At 41.0% G+C, this 21070-nt stretch carries 13 protein-coding genes, 2 tRNA genes and 4 pseudogenes; 11 read left to right on the top strand and 8 right to left on the bottom strand.

Annotation, left to right across the window (positions count from 1 at the left end; genetic code table 11):
- Window positions 1-13: 13 nt before the first annotated feature.
- From NX845_RS03810 to NX845_RS03770, 9 genes are all read left to right on the top strand, one after another.
- Window positions 14-3139: a TonB-dependent receptor gene (locus tag NX845_RS03810; protein ID WP_065682486.1), complete on the top strand. Its 3126-nt coding sequence runs from the start codon at window positions 14-16 to the stop codon at window positions 3137-3139.
- 234 nt (window positions 3140-3373) lie between these two features.
- Window positions 3374-4705: a PKD domain-containing protein gene (locus NX845_RS03805; RefSeq protein ID WP_065682485.1), complete on the top strand. Its 1332-nt coding sequence runs from the start codon at window positions 3374-3376 to the stop codon at window positions 4703-4705.
- Window positions 4706-5064: 359 nt separating this feature from the next.
- Window positions 5065-6453, top strand: coding sequence for a PKD domain-containing protein (locus NX845_RS03800; RefSeq protein WP_017094790.1), 1389 nt, complete (start codon window positions 5065-5067; stop codon window positions 6451-6453).
- A 195-nt stretch (window positions 6454-6648) separates the two neighbouring features.
- Window positions 6649-7377 (top strand): Slam-dependent surface lipoprotein, encoded by a 729-nt coding sequence (locus NX845_RS03795; RefSeq protein WP_017094789.1) that lies wholly within the window; start codon window positions 6649-6651, stop codon window positions 7375-7377.
- 90 nt (window positions 7378-7467) lie between these two features.
- On the top strand, window positions 7468-9006 hold the full coding sequence (locus NX845_RS03790) for a surface lipoprotein assembly modifier (RefSeq protein WP_065682484.1): 1539 nt from the start codon (window positions 7468-7470) through the stop codon (window positions 9004-9006).
- A gap of 288 nt (window positions 9007-9294) precedes the next feature.
- A complete protein-coding gene (gene exbB, locus NX845_RS03785) occupies window positions 9295-10251 on the top strand; it encodes a tonB-system energizer ExbB (RefSeq protein ID WP_017087532.1) in 957 nt (318 codons plus the stop codon).
- A 2-nt stretch (window positions 10252-10253) separates the two neighbouring features.
- On the top strand, window positions 10254-10682 hold the full coding sequence (locus NX845_RS03780; RefSeq protein ID WP_017087531.1) for a biopolymer transporter ExbD: 429 nt from the start codon (window positions 10254-10256) through the stop codon (window positions 10680-10682).
- Complete coding sequence (locus NX845_RS03775) at window positions 10682-11584, top strand: energy transducer TonB (protein WP_260256548.1); 903 nt, start codon at window positions 10682-10684, stop codon at window positions 11582-11584. The genes NX845_RS03780 and NX845_RS03775 overlap by 1 nt, the downstream gene beginning before the upstream one ends.
- 243 nt (window positions 11585-11827) lie before the next feature.
- On the top strand, window positions 11828-13018 hold the full coding sequence (locus NX845_RS03770; RefSeq protein WP_065682482.1) for a hypothetical protein: 1191 nt from the start codon (window positions 11828-11830) through the stop codon (window positions 13016-13018).
- A 35-nt stretch (window positions 13019-13053) separates the two neighbouring features.
- Here NX845_RS03770 and NX845_RS03765 read toward each other — a convergent pair.
- From NX845_RS03765 to NX845_RS03755, 3 genes and pseudogenes are all read right to left on the bottom strand, one after another.
- Window positions 13054-13436 (bottom strand): annotated as a pseudogene (locus tag NX845_RS03765) (transposase); the annotation flags it as partial.
- Window positions 13437-13608: 172 nt separating this feature from the next.
- Window positions 13609-13682: transfer RNA gene (locus tag NX845_RS03760), tRNA-Cys, on the bottom strand.
- A gap of 273 nt (window positions 13683-13955) precedes the next feature.
- Window positions 13956-15746: a citrate lyase ligase gene (locus NX845_RS03755; RefSeq protein ID WP_065682517.1), complete on the bottom strand. Its 1791-nt coding sequence runs from the start codon at window positions 15744-15746 to the stop codon at window positions 13956-13958.
- 339 nt (window positions 15747-16085) lie between these two features.
- Between NX845_RS03755 and NX845_RS03750 the strand changes: the two genes are divergently transcribed.
- Window positions 16086-17024: a VirK/YbjX family protein gene (locus NX845_RS03750; protein ID WP_065682481.1), complete on the top strand. Its 939-nt coding sequence runs from the start codon at window positions 16086-16088 to the stop codon at window positions 17022-17024.
- Window positions 17025-17438: 414 nt separating this feature from the next.
- Here the strand turns inward: NX845_RS03750 and NX845_RS03745 are convergent, their stop codons facing one another.
- From NX845_RS03745 to NX845_RS03735, 3 genes and pseudogenes are all read right to left on the bottom strand, one after another.
- Window positions 17439-17654: a hypothetical protein gene (locus NX845_RS03745; RefSeq protein WP_254657897.1), complete on the bottom strand. Its 216-nt coding sequence runs from the start codon at window positions 17652-17654 to the stop codon at window positions 17439-17441.
- Window positions 17655-18069: 415 nt separating this feature from the next.
- Window positions 18070-18267: a LysR family transcriptional regulator gene (locus NX845_RS03740; protein WP_254657896.1), complete on the bottom strand. Its 198-nt coding sequence runs from the start codon at window positions 18265-18267 to the stop codon at window positions 18070-18072.
- Window positions 18230-18704, bottom strand: a pseudogene (locus tag NX845_RS03735) (DDE-type integrase/transposase/recombinase); the annotation flags it as partial. The pseudogene NX845_RS03735 and the gene NX845_RS03740, both read right to left, overlap by 38 nt.
- A 57-nt stretch (window positions 18705-18761) precedes the next feature.
- Here NX845_RS03735 and NX845_RS03730 point away from each other — a divergent pair.
- Window positions 18762-19790: pseudogene (locus NX845_RS03730) on the top strand (IS630 family transposase).
- A gap of 7 nt (window positions 19791-19797) precedes the next feature.
- Here the strand turns inward: NX845_RS03730 and NX845_RS03725 are convergent.
- Window positions 19798-20482, bottom strand: a pseudogene (locus tag NX845_RS03725) (IS3 family transposase); the annotation flags it as partial.
- 512 nt (window positions 20483-20994) lie between these two features.
- A tRNA-Cys gene (locus tag NX845_RS03720) sits at window positions 20995-21068 on the bottom strand.
- Window positions 21069-21070: the final 2 nt, after the last annotated feature.

Below are 21070 nucleotides of genomic sequence, written 5' to 3'. Positions count from 1 at the left end.
CAATAAGGAAATAATGGTGCCGTATAATACACCACGTCAGTTGCTCTCTGTGTTCATAAAAGCCAACCTTGGTGTGGCGGCGATAATGCTGCCTTACACCGTAATGGCAGATACATCCCAACAATATAATATACCAGCAGGAACTCTTGATAGCGTTCTTAACCAGTTTGCGGTTGAGTCTGGGGTTGAGTTCTATCTCAATTCTTCTCTTTCAGAAGAACTGTATACGCAAGGTTTAACTGGCGATTACCAGCCAGAACAAGCGCTGAATATTTTACTAGCAAATACGGGGTTAGATGCACAGAAACAACCTGATGGAGTGTACTATGTTTCCCCTTCATCTGATGAAATGACACTTAATGCCATTCAAGTAAGAACTCACTTTGAGGATGCCTACCAGCGTGATCAAGAAGGTGAAATGGCCGTATACGATGCCGACGTTGCCACGGCCTACTTAGGTAAAGAAGAAATCGAACGTTTCAAAGGAACAACAGCCGCCGACTTATTTACAGGTGTAAGCAATGTTCACAGTGGCGAGTCTCGAAACGGTGGAGGAAGTATAGACCCCAACGTTCGCGGTGTGCAAGGGTTTGGTCGTGTACCTGTCGTGATTGATGGAACCGAGCAAGCCATTTCTGTTTACAACGGTTATCGCGGCTCTTCAAACAGGAACTACATTGACCCTAATCTCATAGGTAGCATGAAGGTGTACAAAGGTGCCCAATTGAGCTCCGACATCAATACCTCTACAGGTGGTGCTGTTCAAGTTACGACATTGCAACCACAAGATATAGTCCCTGAAGGTGATGAATTTGGTATAGAAGTCATTACTGAAACAAGCAGTAATTCAGTTGCGCCAAACAAAGCGCGCTTGCATACGGGAAAGCGCTGGCAAGATGTTCCAGCTTATGCAGACATCGGGGGGGTACCACTTTATGATGATCCAGAATTACGCTTCCAAACTCGTGATAATAAAAGTAATGATCCTTTTAATGGTGAAGATATCGCTTACCGCCTTGCTCTCGCCGGAATAATACCAAAATTTGAATGGCTTGCCGCTTATGCTTATCGTAACCGTGGTAATTATTATTCTGGCACCAACAAAGACGAGTTTTATTCCAAACCGTCAAGTGAAGGTGGTGAGAATATAATCCAAGGTCGTAACCCATATTTAGAACTAGAACATATGGCTTTGGTACATAGGCCTGGGCATGAAGTACCTAATACATCCTCTGAAATGGAATCGGTACTGGTTAAAGGAACGTTTAATTTTAACGATTATTATAAATTGCAATTCAATGCCCGATATACAGAAAGTATTCACGGTGAAATACTCGCAAGTCGTTCAGATTATCGAAATACAAATGGATTACCTCAATGGCCTTTAGCCAATGCAAAAATGCAGGCTTATAGCCTAAAATATCGAGCTAACCCAACCAACCGCTTTCTTGATTTAAGCACTAATCTTTGGCTTACTAAAACCGATTCAAAAAGTAACACTGGTTATGGCTTTCCTAATTTTGTCAACAGAAGAAGCGAAACACCTGATACTATCATTAACACTTCAACCGTAAATCGTGATGAAAGTCGATACGGGTTTAACTTCAAAAATAAAATGCTATTAAGTAGCTCACTTGATCTGACCGTTGCTGGTAGCTATCAAAAACATGAACTTATGCCCAAAGAAGGGCTCGAGTACATGATTAACTTTTACCAAGGCGCGGTAAGAGCAGGCGAACGTGAAGAGTACAATGGCTCAGCCAAAGTCGAATGGCGACCGTTAGACTCACTAATTCTTAATGCTGGTGTTAGATACATCTCATACAACTCCACAGATTACTACATAGAAAACCGAGTCAACGCAGGTGACATTTCAAGTCTAAAAGAATACAAAAAAGATGGTTACCACCTCAGTTACCAAACTTTAGAAAACTATGCGGCAGAAGAAATCGCCCAAAACGTTGCTAACGCAGAACATGAAGTGCGAGTAACATTCAGCAAAAGTAACATCACTCAAGAAATAACACGTTTAAAAAATTTAATCTCTCAATTCCCTAGTCAGGCAACTGAAAATAAAGCATCTCTTAAAACTAAGCAGCAGGAACTAGCTAACTTTGATTCGCTACTCGCCTCAAAGATTCAGCAAGGAACTAATGCAGCTCAAAACCAAACAACTTTCATCGAAGAACATTCAGCCGATTGGCTAGTAAATAGTCGCAATGATTTAAATCTAGCTAATAATGCTTGTAAAAATGCAATGCAAAAAGACAATTATGTTAAAGGCAGCTGCACTGCAAAAGCTATTGAATTAAAAGAAGTTTACAACACCGATTACAAAAATAGCGGAAGTGGCTGGATGCCCTCTTTAACTGCGACTTGGTTATTCAATGATAATAGCCGTATTTATGCCAGATACGCTGAAACTCTCCGCTTCCCTAGCTTATTTGAAAGTACCAGTGGCTTTAGTGGTAATCCAAGTGCCTCCGCTCCATTACAACCCGAAAGAGCACGTTTATTCGAAACGGCCTACGTCCATTACTTCGACAATGCCAGCGCTAAAATCACCTATTTCGACCAGATCATTGAAAACGTTATGGACCGAGATAGAGACAGTTTTGCGTTTGCAAATTTAGACAGCCAACGCACCAGCGGCATAGAATTAAATACTCATTATGACAATACCGACTATTTCGCCGATGGGTCTTTTGCCTATAATTTCCGCAATGAAGTTTGTGATAAAAATACAGCAGCACAACTCTACGCATACGACACGATTAAAAAAAATACGCCTTCGGATGAAACATGTGTTCGAGGGGGCTTTTCCAAACAAAGCTTCCTAGCCGCTCATGCGGCTCCTGAATACACGGCCAATTTGTTGTTGGGGGCTCGTTTTTTCAACCAAGATTTAGAAGTAGGTTTTAGGACCAATTATGTTTCAGGCAGCCATGATGAAGATGTAATAAAACGTACCGATGTGACAACTTACGATGCTTATATGAAATATAAATTCACTGAAAAGATCGCAGGCGAACTCGTGGGAACAAATCTGTCAGATGTTTACTACCTAGAAGCAGGTTCTGTTTCCGGCATGCCAGCTCCAGGAAGAACTATCGGTGTAAAACTAAGTGGAAAGTTTTAGATGCCATTTAGTTTGCCCTTGATAACTTAGCCTACTTTCCTAACTTCATCCTGCTCTAGTTACTAAATAAGTAAATGGATAGATAACAAAATAAAAAACGCCTTAAATTGGGCGTTTTTTATTTACGGATTCGCTCAACTCAAACGGTATATATATGAAACTAAAAATCAGATATGGCTACGAACTGAACCAAACTACGTTCAAGTAGCCTTCAGCACAATTAGGATGAAATACATGAAGTCGAACTTTAAATGGACATTACTTGCTTTAACTATTCCAACTTTAATCGCATGTGGTGGAGGCAGTTCAAGTTCAACACCCGCAGCGCAAGATCCTTTGGGTTTAGCGGTGATCTCCGCGCAAAGTGTCGCGAAGGTTAACAGTCGAGTTCGAGTTGATGGGCTTCAGAGTGAAGGATTAGATGGAGAATCTCTTAGCTACCAATGGGAAATCAGTAATAAACCGGAAGGGAGCACAGCTTCACTTAATAACGCCAATGCTGTCTCTCCATACTTCACTCCGGATATAGCTGGTAACTACACCTTAGATTTGGTCACAAAAAGTGGTAGTAAAGACAGTGAAAAAGTCTCTTATGTAATCGATGTAAGTGATGCGAGCACTAATACGCAGCCGATTGTCGATCTAGATTTTCCTGACAGTGTCGCTATTGGTAAAACCGTCGATCTACATTCACAAGCTTATGATGCAGACGGTGATGTGCTGACTTACCAATGGGCACTACTTTCATCGCCAAGTAATGCCACAATGAAATTAACAAACAGTGCCACTCCAACAGCAAATCTCCTTTCCAACACTGCCGGAGATTACCAATTAAAGCTAACAGTGAGTGATAGCTACGAAACAATATCTGAAGAAGTGACTGTTTCATATTCTGCTGAAAATGTAGCGCCTAAAGCTAGCGTAAAAAACAAGCAAACATTTGAATTAGGTACAAGTGCACTGCTTGACGCAACAGCAAGTACTGACGGAAACGATGACCAAATAACCTACGAATGGAAAGTGGTTTCTCAACCAGAAAACAGCACGGCAACGCTAAGTAGCACAACAGATGAAAAACCGAATTTTACCCCTGATTTAATTGGCGACTATGTATTGTCCCTTACCGTTTCTGATGGCGAATTAACCAGTAAAAAAGAGTACATTCGTTTATCTGCAACAGAAGTCGGAACCAGTGACCTTATTCTTAAGTATGCGGAAGATACCACGGCTAGAGCATGGCCATTTGCTGAACAATTCACTTCGAATATTTCGACTACGGGCGATGCACCAGCTCATGTTCTACTAGGCACTTTTAGCCTTGAAGCTGTAGGTAAGGACTATACAATTAATGAGACAACCGCTATCGATTATATTGGTAATGTTGATGCGGTAATGACAGGAATGAATGCTGGTCAGGTACTAAATGCTGGCGATAAAATTAACGTAAAAATGTGGGCAGAGCCAACCCAAGGTCAATTATCAATGATTTCATATGGTTTCATTGTTGATACAACTTTAGAGCAATATATGGGACTGGGGTATATGTATACTTCAACGGCTGAATAATAAGAACGTAGTTGCTTGAAGCTGATGCTATAGCATTATCGCTAGGAATAGAGATAAGAACAACACTATTACGTTTTAACTATGTTCAAGAAACTCTTAATTCGTATCATCGACGATATGATGAGTTCTATGAAATGTTCAAATCCGAGTGTCAGAACACTCGGATTTTTCCTTATTCAATTAGACAGACTCTATTACTTAGCCTACCCCTCATTCAAAACTCAGGTTTTCCTTTAAGGGTTTTCATAGTTCGTTCGGTGTATCGGTTAGGACATCATTACAACTTTCAAAACCGACTGGATAAACGATGAGCGTATACCTCTTTGTATTCCATTCAAGATTTGTATCAGGAATTATAAATGCACATTAATTTTCATTGGGCACCCATCTTATTGTTTGCTGCGCTATCAACAGGCTGTAACAGTGGTGGGGATAGCAACACTCCAAGTACCGACCCAGGTTTACAGAACAACCAGAGACCGATTGCGATTGCAGGCATAAATCAGCAAGTGAAAGAAGGCGATCGGGTACAACTCGATGGAACCTCAAGCATTGATTATGATAAAGACGAAATTACCTATCAATGGTCTTTGAGTTCAACCCCGCTTCAAAGCCTAGCGGAACTGTCTCAGGTCGATGCAATCAAGCCCACATTTATAGCAGACAAGTTAGGAACCTATGTTGTTGATCTTGTCGTTCATGATGGAACCACCAGCAGCCGAACCAACCAAGTAAAAGTTGTTGCGGTTTCTGATGGAGAAAACTCACCACCGACGGTTTCGATATCTCGGGACCATTATCGTGCTAATCTAATTGATTTTGTTACGATTTTTGACAACGCAAGCGATGCTGACGATGACGAGTTAATATATCGCTGGAAAATCATACAACAACCAGAAAACAGCAACCCAAGTCTGGATAATACTTCTTCTAAATATCCAAGGTTAACGACAGATACTATCGGCGATTACATTGTGGAGCTTACTGTATCCGATGGTTTGGCATCCGCCAGTGATACAGCCACTGTTTCTTTCTACTATGAGAACGTCCCACCAATTGTTAGAGGGACAGGAAGCCCTATCGGTGCCATTGAAGGCATGACCATTCCATTAGACGCAAGTACAAGCGAAGATCCAAATGGTGACCCGATCACTTTCCAATGGTCATTCATCTCAAAACCTCAAGCATCAAACACTGTCATTGTTAACCCAAGCTCACCAAAACCTCATTTTTTAGCAGACGTAGCTGGTGACTATGGCATTACTGTCGAAGTCAGTGATGGAGAGTTGTCATCATTTCCATCAAAAGCTGCCTATGTGCGCGTGGCTTCGCTGACGGGCCCCCATGCAAAGGTAATGATTGATGATGACCCCAACCCTGTTCTATTACCGTATCGCAATACATGGACCATTGATAAGACACAAGATAGCGGTGACCTCCCAGACTATTATGAACTGGGCACTTATACATTTGAAGCCGTAACCAATGACATCACTCTAACGGTTAGTACCCTCCGAGATCGATCGAATACAGTACAACCAATAGCTCGAACCCCCTTTGGTGAATTAAAGGAAAGACAAATATACGTTATTCCAGCTGGCACAAAAGAAGTCATTACAATCCTTTCCCCTCCGACTTCAGGTCAAACCACGGATATAGGCCTTGGTTTTGCATGGAGCCTCTATGGCTTGGGTGATTACAGTCCAATCCGAAGAGCGGGTGGGAATTACATATTCACCAGTCGATAGCCAATATATTTACTTAGATTTATCCATTCAACAAAGCGCTTATGAACTTAGGCGCTTTTTTTTTATTTTATATTTGTTTACGGGTTTGGACTTTTACTTCGGTGTATTTGATGAAAGCAAGTGAGATGTCTGTCGCGCGCACCGGGCAACTGGCTTGATTTCAATCATTTAAAATACATTTAAAAGGAATAGAAAATGAAACCAGTTCAACTTTCATGGATCGCAGCAGCATTTCTTGGTCTAAGCCCTGTCGTTCAAGCCGGTTTTGACGGTGCTATCAGCGACAATTCACTTCGCCAAGTTGGTGAATCAGAAGTTTATGTGCCATTTTTCCACTCAAAAGGCAAAGCAGGAATCGGCAGTGCTACTGGTAAACGCGTCGACTTCGACGGCTTAGCTGGAAATATTTTCAGCAGTAAAGAGCGAGACAGTGTTCATACATCAGGCAGTAAACACTTCAGTAACTCTCACTACAATTTTGTACAAGTTGCGAACCAAGACATTTGGTTTGGGGAATGGTATGAAGGCAACCAAGACGCAGATTTCAATAACCGAACGGTTTACTACGTAGGGAACGATGCAGGCACAACAGTACCAACTAGCGGAACTGCAACTTACAACATCACAGGCATTAATAAGTTTAGTGGCAGCAATAAATTGTCTGGTACATTCAAAGCCGATTTTAATAGCCAAACATTAAAAGGCAAAATTTCTAATGCAAGCCTAACTGTTGGTGTGAATAGCACTATTGACTCTGCAACGGCGTCGTTCAACGGAAGTGCAACCGCTACACAAGCTGGTTCTGTAACCCAAGGTTCATCTCAAGGTCACTTCTTCGGTGCGGATGCCGCATCTTTAGCCGGTATCGCGACATTCACTAGTAATAGTGATCTTGATACTGCCTTTGGTGGTGAAAAGCAGTAAAACTTTAGCCTAAACCAAAGAAGCAGCACACGCTGCTTCTTTCTTTTTCATCTGTGCTTCACTTAAAAGCACTCGCGCATTAAGACACCCATGAAGTTCAACCATTCACAACGATTATTCCTACCGCTTATTTCTTTTGTTGTCATTCCAAGCGCATTAGTCAGTTTGCCGAGTGTGGCATCTAACCCTGATACTAGCCTTCGAATTGAACAACAAGATGCGCTATCGGCAGTCGAAAAAGAAAACGCCATTTTAGCTGAAGAGCTGCAAGATGAAGAACAGCGACAAAACGCGCAGCAATCATCTTCTAATTTAATTGACCCTTCAATAGCGGATCCTGAGTCAACGTTCAGCATAGATCTTTCGGATTCAAACCAAGTCGCCCAAGCCTTGCACCTTTCTGCTCAGCAGCATAATTGGGGCTTAGCTCAGCAACTACTCAGCCATTATCAGCTATTCGATAACGCAGACCCGCTGCTTATTCATTATGTGCGTGGTGGTATTTATCGTTCACAAGGTGACCTAAAACGTGCACAAGAGGAATACACTCAGTTAATCACGTTACAACCCAACTTTATGCCAGCGCAATTAGAACTAGCACGCGTTCTATTCGAAAACCACAACAACTCAGAGTCATTAGAATTATTCAAACAAATTGAAGCTTCACTCCCATCTAACAACCCTCGAACTCAAGGTATTCAACGAACCATAGATGTATTTTCAAGTGCGCTTAAAGCTCGTGATGACTGGGGCGGTTCCATTAGTTTCGGGCCATCGTTTAATGACAATCTAAACAGCTCTTCCGAAAGCTACACATGTTTAGTTCATAGCGATATTGGGCAATGCATCATCGATAGAGTCACCCCAAAAAAGCAACAGGCTTTTGGTATCGATTATGAAGCGAGCTTAAATAAACGAACCTCACTCACTGGTCATCATGGCGTTTCTTTTAGTGGGCTTACCTACGGCACTCGTTATTCAGGTCAAGACGAATATGATGAGCAAACCGTAAAAGCGAGCTTTGGGTACAGTTATCAGAGCCAAAGAGATCGCGTGTCCTTCGCACCACAATTTGAGTTCAATACGTTTGCAGGAAAAAGCCTGTATTTAAGTTCTGGAATCAAACTGGATTGGTTCAAAACCGTAAACAAACAAAGTGCATTTAAATTCGAAACCAAAGCTGATTATCAAAACTATCAACCAGGAAAACTGGATTATCAGTCTGATTGGCAATTCTCAACCTTGTTCACTTATTGGTATCAATTACCTGAAAAATGGTTGTTATTTGGAGGCTTGGACTGGACAGATAAACGAAATGATCAACAAGTTCATGCTTATACTTTGTCTGGCGTTCGACTTGGGGTTAATAAAAACGTCAGCCCATGGTTAGATATCAGTCTATTTGCTTCTTTGAGAGATCGCCGATATCAAGATTTCAGTGCTTTACTTGGAGATAAGCGACATGACAGAGAACAAAATTACACCTTAGTCATTCACTCACCAAGTATTGAGTATTTAGGCGTGTCTCCCACCCTTAGCTGGACTCATAAACGAGTGAAAAGCAATATTGACTGGCTTTATACTTACCAACAGAATGAAATCGGCTTAAAGCTCATTAAACGCTTCTAGATGGAGAGAAATTCACACGTAAAGGAAATATTTCGACCGTCTAAAAACCTTTGAGAAATAGAGTGTTCGAAAGATTGATTGATTGATTGATTGAGTAAAATAAGCGCTTTTAAACCATACAAAAAATTTCTTCATGTTTTGGTGAATACGAGCCTCAAAGGTAAAGATTATTTTAAATTCGATAAATTTTAAAATAATCTTACGGCTTTATCATTCTCATTCGGTATCCCTTTCAGAACATACTGCAAACCTTCTTTGCTAATACTTATTACCTAATGAGCAACCACAATGAATACGCTTTTTTTTCGCCTAATGTCAGTGCTTTCCGCACTGGCCATTACTTCGCAGGCTAACGCGACAGCAGAAACATCTCAAACATCTGCACTCTCAGCTTCTTCAACGACAGCGTCGTCTCAATTACAAGTAACTCAGCCACCACCAAATGAAACCTCAACTAACACATTGTTAGATCAACCCTATCTTGATCACCCCATTGTCGAACAACAACTAGCCCCGCCTTCAAACCCTCTAATTACACACGACTTTTCCGCTCTGGGCATGTACCACGCTGCGGATTGGATAGTGAAAACAGTTATGATCTCTCTTCTAATTGCGTCTGTAATGAGCTGGGCTGTTTTTATAACCAAGCACGTCCAATTATCCCTTGCGACTAAGCGAACGAAAAAATTACTTGCTACACTGGTAAACAGCGAAAGTATGATGGATGCGGAAACCGCCATAGCTCACCACAAAGCGAATGAAACATCGTTAATAACCGCGGTTCAACATGAGCTTTATATGTCCTCCCTTGGCCACGCAACTGGTGACGGTATTAAGGAGCGAGTGCAGTTGCGACTAGAGCGAGTTCAAACTGAACTCGGTCGCAATATGACATCGCTTACTGGTATTCTTGCCACTATAGGGTCGATTGGTCCCTTTGTAGGTCTGTTTGGTACGGTATGGGGGATCATGAATGCCTTTATCGGAATAGCAAAGTCCAAAAGTACTACCTTAGTTGTTGTAGCCCCAGGAATAGCAGAAGCTCTACTTGCCACGGCAATTGGACTTATAGCAGCAATCCCCGCTGTTATTATGTATAACTACTTCACTCGGTTTATTGGAAAGTACAGAGCGTTAGTCACAGATGTGTCTACAGCGAGTATGGTGTTAGTCAGCAGAGAGCTCGATAGAAGAAACAGCGACAATGAAAGCAACCTTGATTTAGATGTAAAAAAGGTAGGTTAATAATGGCTTTTAAAACCTCTGCAAACAATGATGAAATGACTGAGAATCATGAAATAAATGTCACGCCTTTAGTCGATGTGATGTTAGTGCTACTAATCATAGTGATGGTCGCCTCACCGCTAGCAACAGTTAATGTTCCCGTAGATTTACCGTCATCCTCAGCAACACCTCAACCACCACCAAAGAGCCCCTTTTATTTAACGGTACAAGAAGGGTTAGTTTTAACTTTAGGTGAAGACTTAACGGTTCCATTGAGTCAAATAAAGCCCGCCTTGGATCGGGCCTTAAAAGGGCAAGAAAAACGCATCTACCTCCGAGCAGACAAAGAGCTCAATTACCAAGATTTAATGACGGTAATGAATACACTCGTAGCGTCTGGTTATAGCCAGATAGCTCTAGTTGGTGTCGAATCACCATTGGAACGACAATAATGAGCTTATTGGCAGACCCTAACTACAGAATGATTGAACCTCGAAATAGATTTCTATTTTTTGGGTTGAGCGGAAGTATCATTCTACATATATTGTTTGTTGTTGCGTACATGTGGACCCCTGAATACAACTTTACCCCTCCAGTACAAGCAGCCCCAATAATGGTGAGTATTGTAGGCCCGTTAGCCGCCAGTAAGCAAAAATCAGAAGACACTGACTTAGGTGAACCCCAGCAAGAAATCATTCAACAAACGGTACAGGAGATGATAACGCCAGACCCCAGTTATGCACCAAAAGCCCCTACTCCACAGCTAGTGAAAGGAAAAAAAACGTCTCCATTTTTGGCTCCAGAAAAACCTAAAAAAGACAGACAGAAAATACAGGCAAAACCCGTTAAGGCAGAGATCGATAAAATAAAACCAATAAAGCCTAAGCCTAAGCCTAAGCCTAAGCGACCAGAACCCAAGATAGTCAAAGACATTGCAAAAGAGTATCCAGAACAAAAGCTTCAAACAATCATGCAGAAAGCCCAATCTAAGCAAAATATTGCGGCACAAAAAACAGCAGATGCTGCATCTGCTTTACGAAAAGGCCAACTTTCAGAAAATGGACGTATGGCGAGGGTGAATTGGCAACAAACACTCCATGCTCATCTAGAGAAGCAAAAAAAGTACCCTAGAAAAGCAAAACGAATGAAACAAAGAGGAACACCTGTTATTCGCTTCACAATGGACAGAAAAGGCCATGTCCTTGACGTAGTGTTAGTGAAGAGCTCAGGGACTTCTTCCCTAGATAAAGAAGCCATTGATCTTGTTTATCGAGCTCAGCCTCTTACTAAACCTCCGAGTACAATCGCAGGCAATAAACTGAGCCTGACGCTACCAATCAACTTTACTTTTTAAGGTTGCAAACCTCTGGCGGTAGTCGGTTAATAACTCGCGAACGATGAGGTAGCAAAAATCATTTCTTAATGGCCTCTATATTATTGATTTAGGCTAAGTACAATTGGGGGTTGCCTGGCGAACCAACAGATCACGGGCATTGTAAGACATTGTATGGGTATGTATTACGGCAACTGCAATCACCCAATATCACGCGACATCTCGGTATATTAGCACCACGTTCTAAATCATAAGATGTGTACCATGAAAGTGTTATCTTTAACTGCGTTCGCTGCCACTGTTCTTCTTGTTGGTTGTAATAGTTCAAACCAAAGCAAGCCTGTGGCAAGCCAAGAAAATGTCAAACCATCCGTTGTTCACGGGATCACAATAGAAGCGGTCCCTTCTCAGTTCTCTGCGTATTCCAAAGCAGGTTATAACCGACATGTCGCGGTCAATGCCCCTAATGGCAAATCTATCCATATTCTAATTATGGATCGCCTGAGCAATTATCAGATAGTCAAAGCAGTCAATGTTCTCAATCACTATCTAACCCCCGTTGATGGCACTAAATACGGGAGCGCTGACTCAAAACGCGATATTGCAAATGCTATGGCGAACAATGGCGCAATATTGAAACTAATGAATTATCACGATGAGCCCCAATATAACGACGATTTGGATGGCCAACCCTTGTTCGAAGAGGAAATTCAAGTAGAAGGCGGAGAATGGTATGTTCGACAGGACTATGAAGAGCATCGCGATGCGTCTTACGAGGAAATTCTCCACCTAGTCCATGACTATGGTATTGGTGTTCTTAACTCCCCTCAAAGTGGCGAATCGGCATTACCTTTATTTCAAAAAGAGCTGAATACAATACAGACTCAGGCTTTACATAATGCCTATACACCTCCAGTTGACACTTTGGAAGAGTGGCAAGAAGAAGTCAGTGTTGACCAAGAGTACTTTGCAGCCGTCATTGATAGCTATTACGGGCTTTGGGGGGCGTATAGTGGCGAAGGTATGTGGGGGTTATACAAAGTTAAAACTCGCGACGACTTTTCTACAAGAGATCCTAACGCGCAATATATTACTGAACAGATTTTCTCTCCAACACTGACTTACGACGCATACATTGCTGATACATTCACCGGCACTTTTAAAATGCAATATGACCCAGCAACGCCCTACACTCATCACTCTCAATATCTGACGAAACTAACGCTATCGGGCAAGAATAACGCAAATATTGAGATCAATGGATATGATAATAAGGTAACCGGAAATTTAGGTGTTAATACGGTTGTAGTACATGGTCCTAAAAGTGAATACCAAATCCACAATCTTGGGGGCGGTAAATTTCAGCTCAATGACACCGTTACTTCACGCGATGGCTTGAATATCCTATCAAGCATTGAACAAGTGCAGTTCACTGATCAGCGTTGGACTCTTTGACTAGGGCGTGTTGATCTTTGCTGTACATTTCGTGTTCAACAATACATCGGTAACCACATTAACATGAATGCCAGCGATAACATGCTGGCATAACTCCTTTCTAGCTTGTCATATCTACTCGAAATAGCTCGATAATGCTTAATTCTCCCAAAGGCATTTTCGACCAAGTGACGATACTTGTATAGACACCAATCCATACTGTCTTTGTCTATCTCTTGTCCGTAATTGCGTTTAGCAATTACCGTTTCTCCGCCACGTTCCTTAACAAAAGTACGGAAAGGTTCGCTGTCATATCCTTTATCACAAACGATGGTATTAACTTCATCGAGTTGCTCAACTAAGCTTTCGGCATGCCTATATCGTGGCGTTGTCCCTCTGATAAATCAAAGCAAATCGGCAGGCTACCACTATCTACGGCTGCAACTTTCTCTTTGATTCAGCTCTAAATGTGTCTAACCTTTCGAAGGTAATGAATGGGTTTTACGGGCATTCTTCTATCTGAAAAGGCAAAAGAAAAGCATTCAAAAGCCAAATCACTTTCCTAAAGACGTAAAAAAGCCCGACCATTTCTGATCGGGCTTTCTAAATGATGGAGGCGCCTCCCGGAGTCGAACTGAGGTCCACGGATTTGCAATCCGCTGCATAGCCACTCTGCCAAGTCGCCTTTAATAGTGTTTAAAGAGAACAACTCTTTTGAACATTATCAAACAAGATAACAATCAAATAGATGGTGCCACTGGCCGGACTTGAACCGGCACAGCGCGAACTTCGAGGGGTTTTAAAACCCTGTGTCTGGCAATTCAACCACTAGAGAACGTAATAACCCGATGAAGACGCTATATTTCAGCATCTAAACGGTAATAATTAGAATGGCTTAGGCCATAATTTTAAAACCATCTATTTTTTAATTAATAGGTAAGAAAGCACCAAAAGCGTACTAATAGTTTTGTTTTAGGAAAAGATATGTCGGTTCGGGTACGATAGCTTTTATCGCATCGAAATCTCTTGTCTTCAACAACTTTCGGACCTTGGAAGCACTGATCGAATCCCCATTAGCAGATATCCGTTTGATAATTTTGACATCTATACCATAGGTAGGCAGTAACTCAGCCATCTTTTCGTTATATTGCCTAGTAATCATACAATTCGGCTCATCACCTAGGAATATTTTACTAATATTCAGTGCTTTAGCTATATATTCACAGAAAAACCACGCTTCCATCGATGCATCGGCTTGAGTTTCTTTGGTATCTTTATCAAAATAATCGGGATAAGTTAATTCTGTACAGATAAACTTGCCTCCCCTCAATACAGTAACGTTTTCTAAGTGTTGTGTGCTTTCTATCACCAGTTGTAAGCGATCTTCAAACTTAAAAAACGATTTATCTTCTTCGATAACAAAGATAAATAACTTGTCAACATTTTTCGATGCGTATTCAAGAAGGTGTAAATGGCCTTTTGTAATTGGATTACAGTTTACAGCTACACTACCAACTTTTAATCCATTGTCCGGTGTGTACTGGCTTAATAAAGATAAGTAACTCTTCATTTCACAAGTTTCAAAAACTTGTGCTGTTTGTCGGTATAAAAAGTATTTTAAATTATCAAGTACCTGGAAGATTCTGTCACTTGGGACAGTATAAGTATCATTAATTTTACCGATACGAGATATCAATATTTCTTCTGTAATTGATTTAGCTAAGACACGATTTCCACGCGGTGAAAAATGACAATGGTGCTTAGCAAGATCTACAAAAAAATTGTCGCCTCGATCAAATTTATTCATATCTAACTTAAAAATAACGTCATCATCAAATCGATTAAATTCATCATAATCAAAAAATAGAACAATATCGCCTTTTTTTATTTCTGTTTGTATAAGGTTGTTTATTGCTAGAAGTAAATTCATTCCATGTACGCCATGATTTTCAACTTTTATATCATCATGGTATTTATTTATTTCTTTTTGAATGAAACTTACTATAGTATTTTCATTACTAGTGCCGACTGAATATGTTGTTGATGTACCGAAGCATAGTACACGATGATTAAAATTCTTAGGTTGGCCCACTGTTTTTCTAATGCCATTTTCAACTGAAACATATGAGTTTTTCATATCTCCCAAGACTACCTTTGTTGCTTTTATAACAGGAGGTCGAAAACTAAACAACTCATCAAACTTTACATTCTCGTAATCTTTATAAATTTTTTTTATATAATCTGGAGCATTATTTTCCTTACTCCACTTAGGGCGTTCATTATTATAGAGATCTATATTGGATAATAATTCTTTTTCTTCTTTAGTTTTATTTTTAAGTTCAGAACCTTTTCCTAGTAAACTTATTAAGATAGGTGTAGCACCTTTACTTGACACATAATCTTTAATGAATTTTATTTTGTCTAGGTCATAAACACTGTCATCAAGGCTACCAAGAGTTGGTATAATATCTTCTGTCTGTTCCAGTTCAGAACTAAAAGGTAGAGCTTCAATTTTTTCAGCCTCGTCAGTTAATATATAAAGGTTTTTCAACACATAATAGTAGCTTGGCTTCAACCCTGAATCATAAATTTTTTTTGCATGCTTAATTGCGTGATGGTAATCGCCGATCCTACAATAAAGTCTGGTTAACTTCACATCCTTCGTTAGCCATTCATCACTCAAGCCTAACGATTCCTTAACAAGATACTTCGCAATCCTCAATTTAATTGACAAGTTACCAAAATTCATTTCACCACCTAACATTTACAATATGGATATATCAAATAGGACTCATTAGCCTGGCGCGAAGTTATCATATATTGGACCTCCTGTTTGTAATTAAATGTAATAAATTGTCCGAAATTAGTTACTATTTTATCAATAACAATCGAGGCGAGACTACAAAGGCATGGATGGCTTACAAGGTGAGTTACGAGGAGCTAGGGCGATAGGTTATCTTCCATTAAAAATGGCAGTTTTCAGGCTGGTCTTTTTTAACTTTGTACAAAGTTGAATTACATTAAATTACGCCAAATTACATTGAATCACGTTAAATTACGTTATTCATTTCAAAACAAGCACCGACTAATGACTAATCATCAAATCACCATGAACAAATCCATCGTTCATCAAAGTAAGACTATTTACTCGGAACAGTTTGCAAAGAGCTATCACCCGATCTGGATTTACCGTATCAAGTTTATTGCACGCGCGTTGTTCTATAAAAAGGCATTCAACTACTTGGTTGATAACATCGATGCGTCAATGTTAGAGATGCTGTGTACACGCTCACATCGCTTTTTGGAAAAACCTTTTCGCCCGTACATCATCAAAAACAACCCGGCTATCAATCGCTCAGAGCTTGTTATTGACCATTACAAAACAGCTTCTGAACTGGTGTCTCTAACATTAATGAAACAGATCTATTCAGATTCCAAAGGGCTCACTCTTATAACCTTTGAAATTAATGAGATCTTATATACGGTGAAATTGGTGTATGAAGAACGTTATCAAAAAGAGGGCGATATGAGCTTAGTACTGCAAAGCCAAGACGACGGTAACTTCTACACAATCTCCTTTATCCTCGGCCACGAAAATGGGGGGCGTTGCATTAAGATTGGCGGGTTACAAGGCCCATGCAGTAGCGAGTCCAGCAACGAAAAGATAAAAAATCTGACTCGCAAACTTTATGGCCAGCGTCCAAAAAGTCTGATGGTAAGCCTACTAAATATCCTTGCACAGATCTGGGAAGTAGAGACCATTCTTGCGGTGAAGGCACAGTCTCACACTTATGCGGCGAAACGCTACAGAAATGGGCGAATCAAGACCGACTACGACGCATTATGGATTGAATTGGGCGGCACCGAATACGACCGTAACTTCTATTCGCTTAGCGTTAATGCACCACGTCGCGACATCGAAGTTATGTCTCGTTCTAAACGTTCTATGTACCGCCGTCGTTATGAATGGTTAGACAACACCAAAACGACATTCGAAGAAGCATTAAAATACTCTTATGACGAGTGATAAATTAGGCACTATGAATACACGAGTATCCACCACTTATCTCCGAATCATGAAAAATAACGCGGTGCGTATCCACAGCATTAACAATCTCGGTATCATCTGAGTGACAGTTATAACTCGTACTTCGTTAAATGGCCATACCACTTCGATTCGCGAGAACGCACTCAGTAACGAGCATCACCAACACCTTTATGTCCCAAAACTTCTTAGATTTAACTAACTGACCGTAAAGCAAGCTTTGTACTAGACAAAAAAATCTGAACTGTGAATCGAGAATCTAAAACAGGATATTTCTGAATTGAGTTAATCGCCTATTCCAGTAACCCGAGCCAAAAATTTCACCTCTAGAGACATTGCCGGAGCCAGTGATGAAGAATAGTTCAGCCTCTGTAAAGCCTGAGTTATCTGAATGCTTTATCTATCCTTACCTAACAAACCAGCGAGAATTTGCCTCGTGCCACATAAGGACAGTATCGATGAAATCTCGGAGTTTCTTCGGGTAAAATCGTATTGTGCGTACACTAAATAAAAAGGGGGTTGCAAACTATACCACTCGGGTAAAACTCTGGTCAGTAGACCGCTATCAAGTAACTCTTCAACAACTGGCAATGGCAAGTTCGCAAGTCCCATATTGGCTACCGCGAGGGCTTTAATCCCATCATAACTTGAGCATGAATATTTCCCCTAAGATCGAGTTAATGCTTTCTGGTTATCATTTGAAAATAGCGACCAATGGTTCCAATTTCGGTTCAGGCTATTTTGGATGCATTCGACATTGAGTATATCATCAGGAGTCTTAATTACATTTCGGGTTAGCCAATCAGGGGACGCGACGAGTATATTCTGCATAGTCCCAAGGCTTTTGGCTATCAAGTTGTCGGGCAGATTCTCATTCGCTCTCAAAGTAACATCAAACTCCACATCTTTGACACCTGTAGTCACTCCAGGTCAATTTTCACATTCGGATAATGTATACTGTATTCAAGAAGTATTTTTGTACACAATTGATTATCAAGGCTACTAGGAGCGGTGAAACGGATATCACCTAGGTCTTCTTGCAATAAATCTTGAATGTTTTCGAGGCCTTTAGTGTTAACTCTTCAATCTTTTGTGCGATTTCAAGCAACTCTCTACCGGCTTCCGTCAAGGTCACGCTTCGTGTTGTACGATGGAATAGGGTACATGTGAGTTCGGATTCCAATGATTTAATGTGACGAGAAACCAAGCTCTTTGTAGTGGTCACTGATATTGGCCACGCTCTTAGAGTTTAACCAGAACAACCGTTCTGATTCATTGAGTGTCAAACCACCGTTGTATTGGTGCGGGTGGAGCTGGCAATAGTAACCAATGATATATCGAGTAATTTCTTGTTGAGTCTCAGCAAAGCTACGATAGCCTACGGTTGGTATCCATTCCGTCTTCAAACTTCTAAAGAAGCGCTCCATTGGGGCAGTTTCCTCGTCGAGATAGGCTTTGCTTTATCTGAAAGCGCCATAATAGGTACCGATAACTTCTGCTTGTATAATGATTGCCTTGATCGCTGTGGAACATGACGCCCTGTAGTTTACCTCGAGGTTCATAGGCCATGGAAAGAGCCTTACTCGTTAATCGACTATCGGGCGATAATGACATTGCCCAACCAATCGTTTTTCTAGCAAATAGATCTATAACAACAGCTATACCCGTGATCATTGAAGATGCTTGATTTCTCCTTAAATCAGGATCATGCTACTCACCATGAAAATTGTACTGACTCCTGAGCAAAAGCAACAACTCGAACAGATGCACAATACTGAGCGTGATCGTCGAGTATGCGACCGTATAAAAGCTGTCTTACTGGCTTCCGAGGATTGGAGCCAGGTTATGATCTCTCAGGCTCTTCGTATCCATGAATCTACTGTTGCTCGTCATCTTAGTAATTATGTTCTATCTGAAAAACTTAAACCTGAGAATGGCAGGAGCCAGAGTCGACTTTCTGATACTCAGACGATGCAGGTCATTGAGCATTTGATTGAGAAAACCTACTTTCATACGCGTCAAATCATTACTTACTTCGAAGTGGAATTTGGTGTGAGCTACACCGTTGCAGGTATTAATAAGTGGTTACATCATCACGGTTTTTCATACAATAAGCCCAAAGGTGTCCCGCATAAGCTAAAACCTGAAGAGCAGCAAGCATTTATCAAGTATTACAACGAGGTGCTTAAGTTCAATGATGCGCCTGTACTTTTCATGGATGCCGTTCATCCAACTCAATCAACAAAGCTTAGCTGTGGCTGGATCCGTAAGGGACAGGATAAACTTATTGAAACGACAGGTAGCCGTACTCGAGTGAATCTAATCGGTGCTCTGCCATTGAAAAACATCACCGCAACGATCATAGATACTTATGAAATGATAGATAGTGAGAGTATTGTTCGCTTCTTTTAGAAACTCAAGAAAGAGCATTATCCACTAGAGCAAACCGTGCATATTGTACTTGATGGTACGGCTTACCATCGGTCTGAAATGGTGAGAAATGCGGCAAAAGCACTCAATATAGAGCTTCATTACTTACCTCCATACAGCCCAAACTTAAATCCAATAGAGCGGCTTTGGAAAATCATGAATGAGCATGTAAGGAACAATGTTTATTTCCCCTCCAAAGTAGCATTCACCTCTGCTATCAAAAAGTTTTTCGATGTGACGTTACCAGAAGTTTCAGGCTCACTTGTATCCAGAATTACAGATAATTTGCAGATACTGACAGCTGCAGCTTCAAGTTAAACGGGTATAAGTACATCCAACGATTTCCCGTCCAAACATAAATAACATCACCAACCCAAACTTTGTTTGGTTCCGCAACTGCACACTGGCGACTTAAGTGGTTTGGGATCTCAATATGTTCTTGTGATGCTCTGCGATACTTGTGTTTTAGTACTTGACAACTCACTAACCCAAGAGCTTTCATGAACTTTTTTGTTCTGTAACGACTCAGGTGAGTTCCCTGAGTCGTTAGTATGTCAGCAATTGTTCTCGCTCCCGCAGAGCCGTTACTTGCAGTATGAGCCTCGCAAACTAGACTACGGAGCTTTACGGTTTCAGCATCAATTTCCGTAGGCCGTTTTCACCAGTAGTTATAACTGCTTCGATGAACATTGAAAACTTCACATAGTATTTTTACGCTGTGGCTATGCTTGAGTTTCTTGATTATCAAGAATTGTTCAGTGAGTCTGACATCAAAAGAGCCGTGGCTTTTTTAATATTTCATTATGCTCTTCAAGGCGGGCTAACTTCTTTTTTAGTTCACGAATTTCAATTTTTTCAGGCGTCAGTTGTGATGCTTTAGGTGTGTTCCCTTGGCGTTCCGATTTTAATTGGCGAAACTACTTATCCATGGTGGATTTCCCAACATTCATGGCTTGATCTGCTTCTAATTTGAATTCCGCACTAAATACTCGTCTTGTACGTTTTTTCATAGTGTCACCTGTTAACTTATGAGGTGATGATATTACCTCTAACTAAGTGACCAAATTCACCGTATCACTACACCCTCTCGCTATTTTTCGAATCGTGGTATTCAGTCGGCAACAGTCTATCAGGGTTAGCTCTATCGTTTTTGCATACATTTACTAATCCGATACAGGCAAGTTAGACCTTGGGATCTCGCTCATTTTTGTCTAATTATATGTCGGACGACACGTTTCAATCAAAATCGGCCAACAACCCTAATAGTTGTTTATTTGGGTTTAGTGCCCGCTTTTCTCACCGACTGGACTAAGACTAGAGACATACCGGAGGCTTTCCCTTCGGTATGTTTGCACCAAGTTTCCACACAACTCAGTAGCGCAGATATTTCCTCGCATACCCTTCCCCTAGAAATTCCGTGCAAGATACCGGAGATAGACAAGACAAAAAGCTATCGAAACCAAAACCACTTTCCTTCAGACGTAAAAAAGCCCGACCATTTCTGATCGGGCTTTCTAAATAATGGAGGCGCCTCCCGGAGTCGAACCGAGGTCCACGGATTTGCAATCCGCTGCATAGCCACTCTGCCAAGGCGCCTT

The sequence above is a fragment of the Vibrio sp. NC2 genome (genome assembly GCF_025195005.1).
In the GTDB taxonomy this organism is placed as follows: Bacteria; Pseudomonadota; Gammaproteobacteria; order Enterobacterales; family Vibrionaceae; genus Vibrio; species Vibrio splendidus.
The sequence above is the reverse complement of the archived record's forward strand: the minus strand, read 5'-3'. Positions and strand labels throughout refer to the sequence as shown.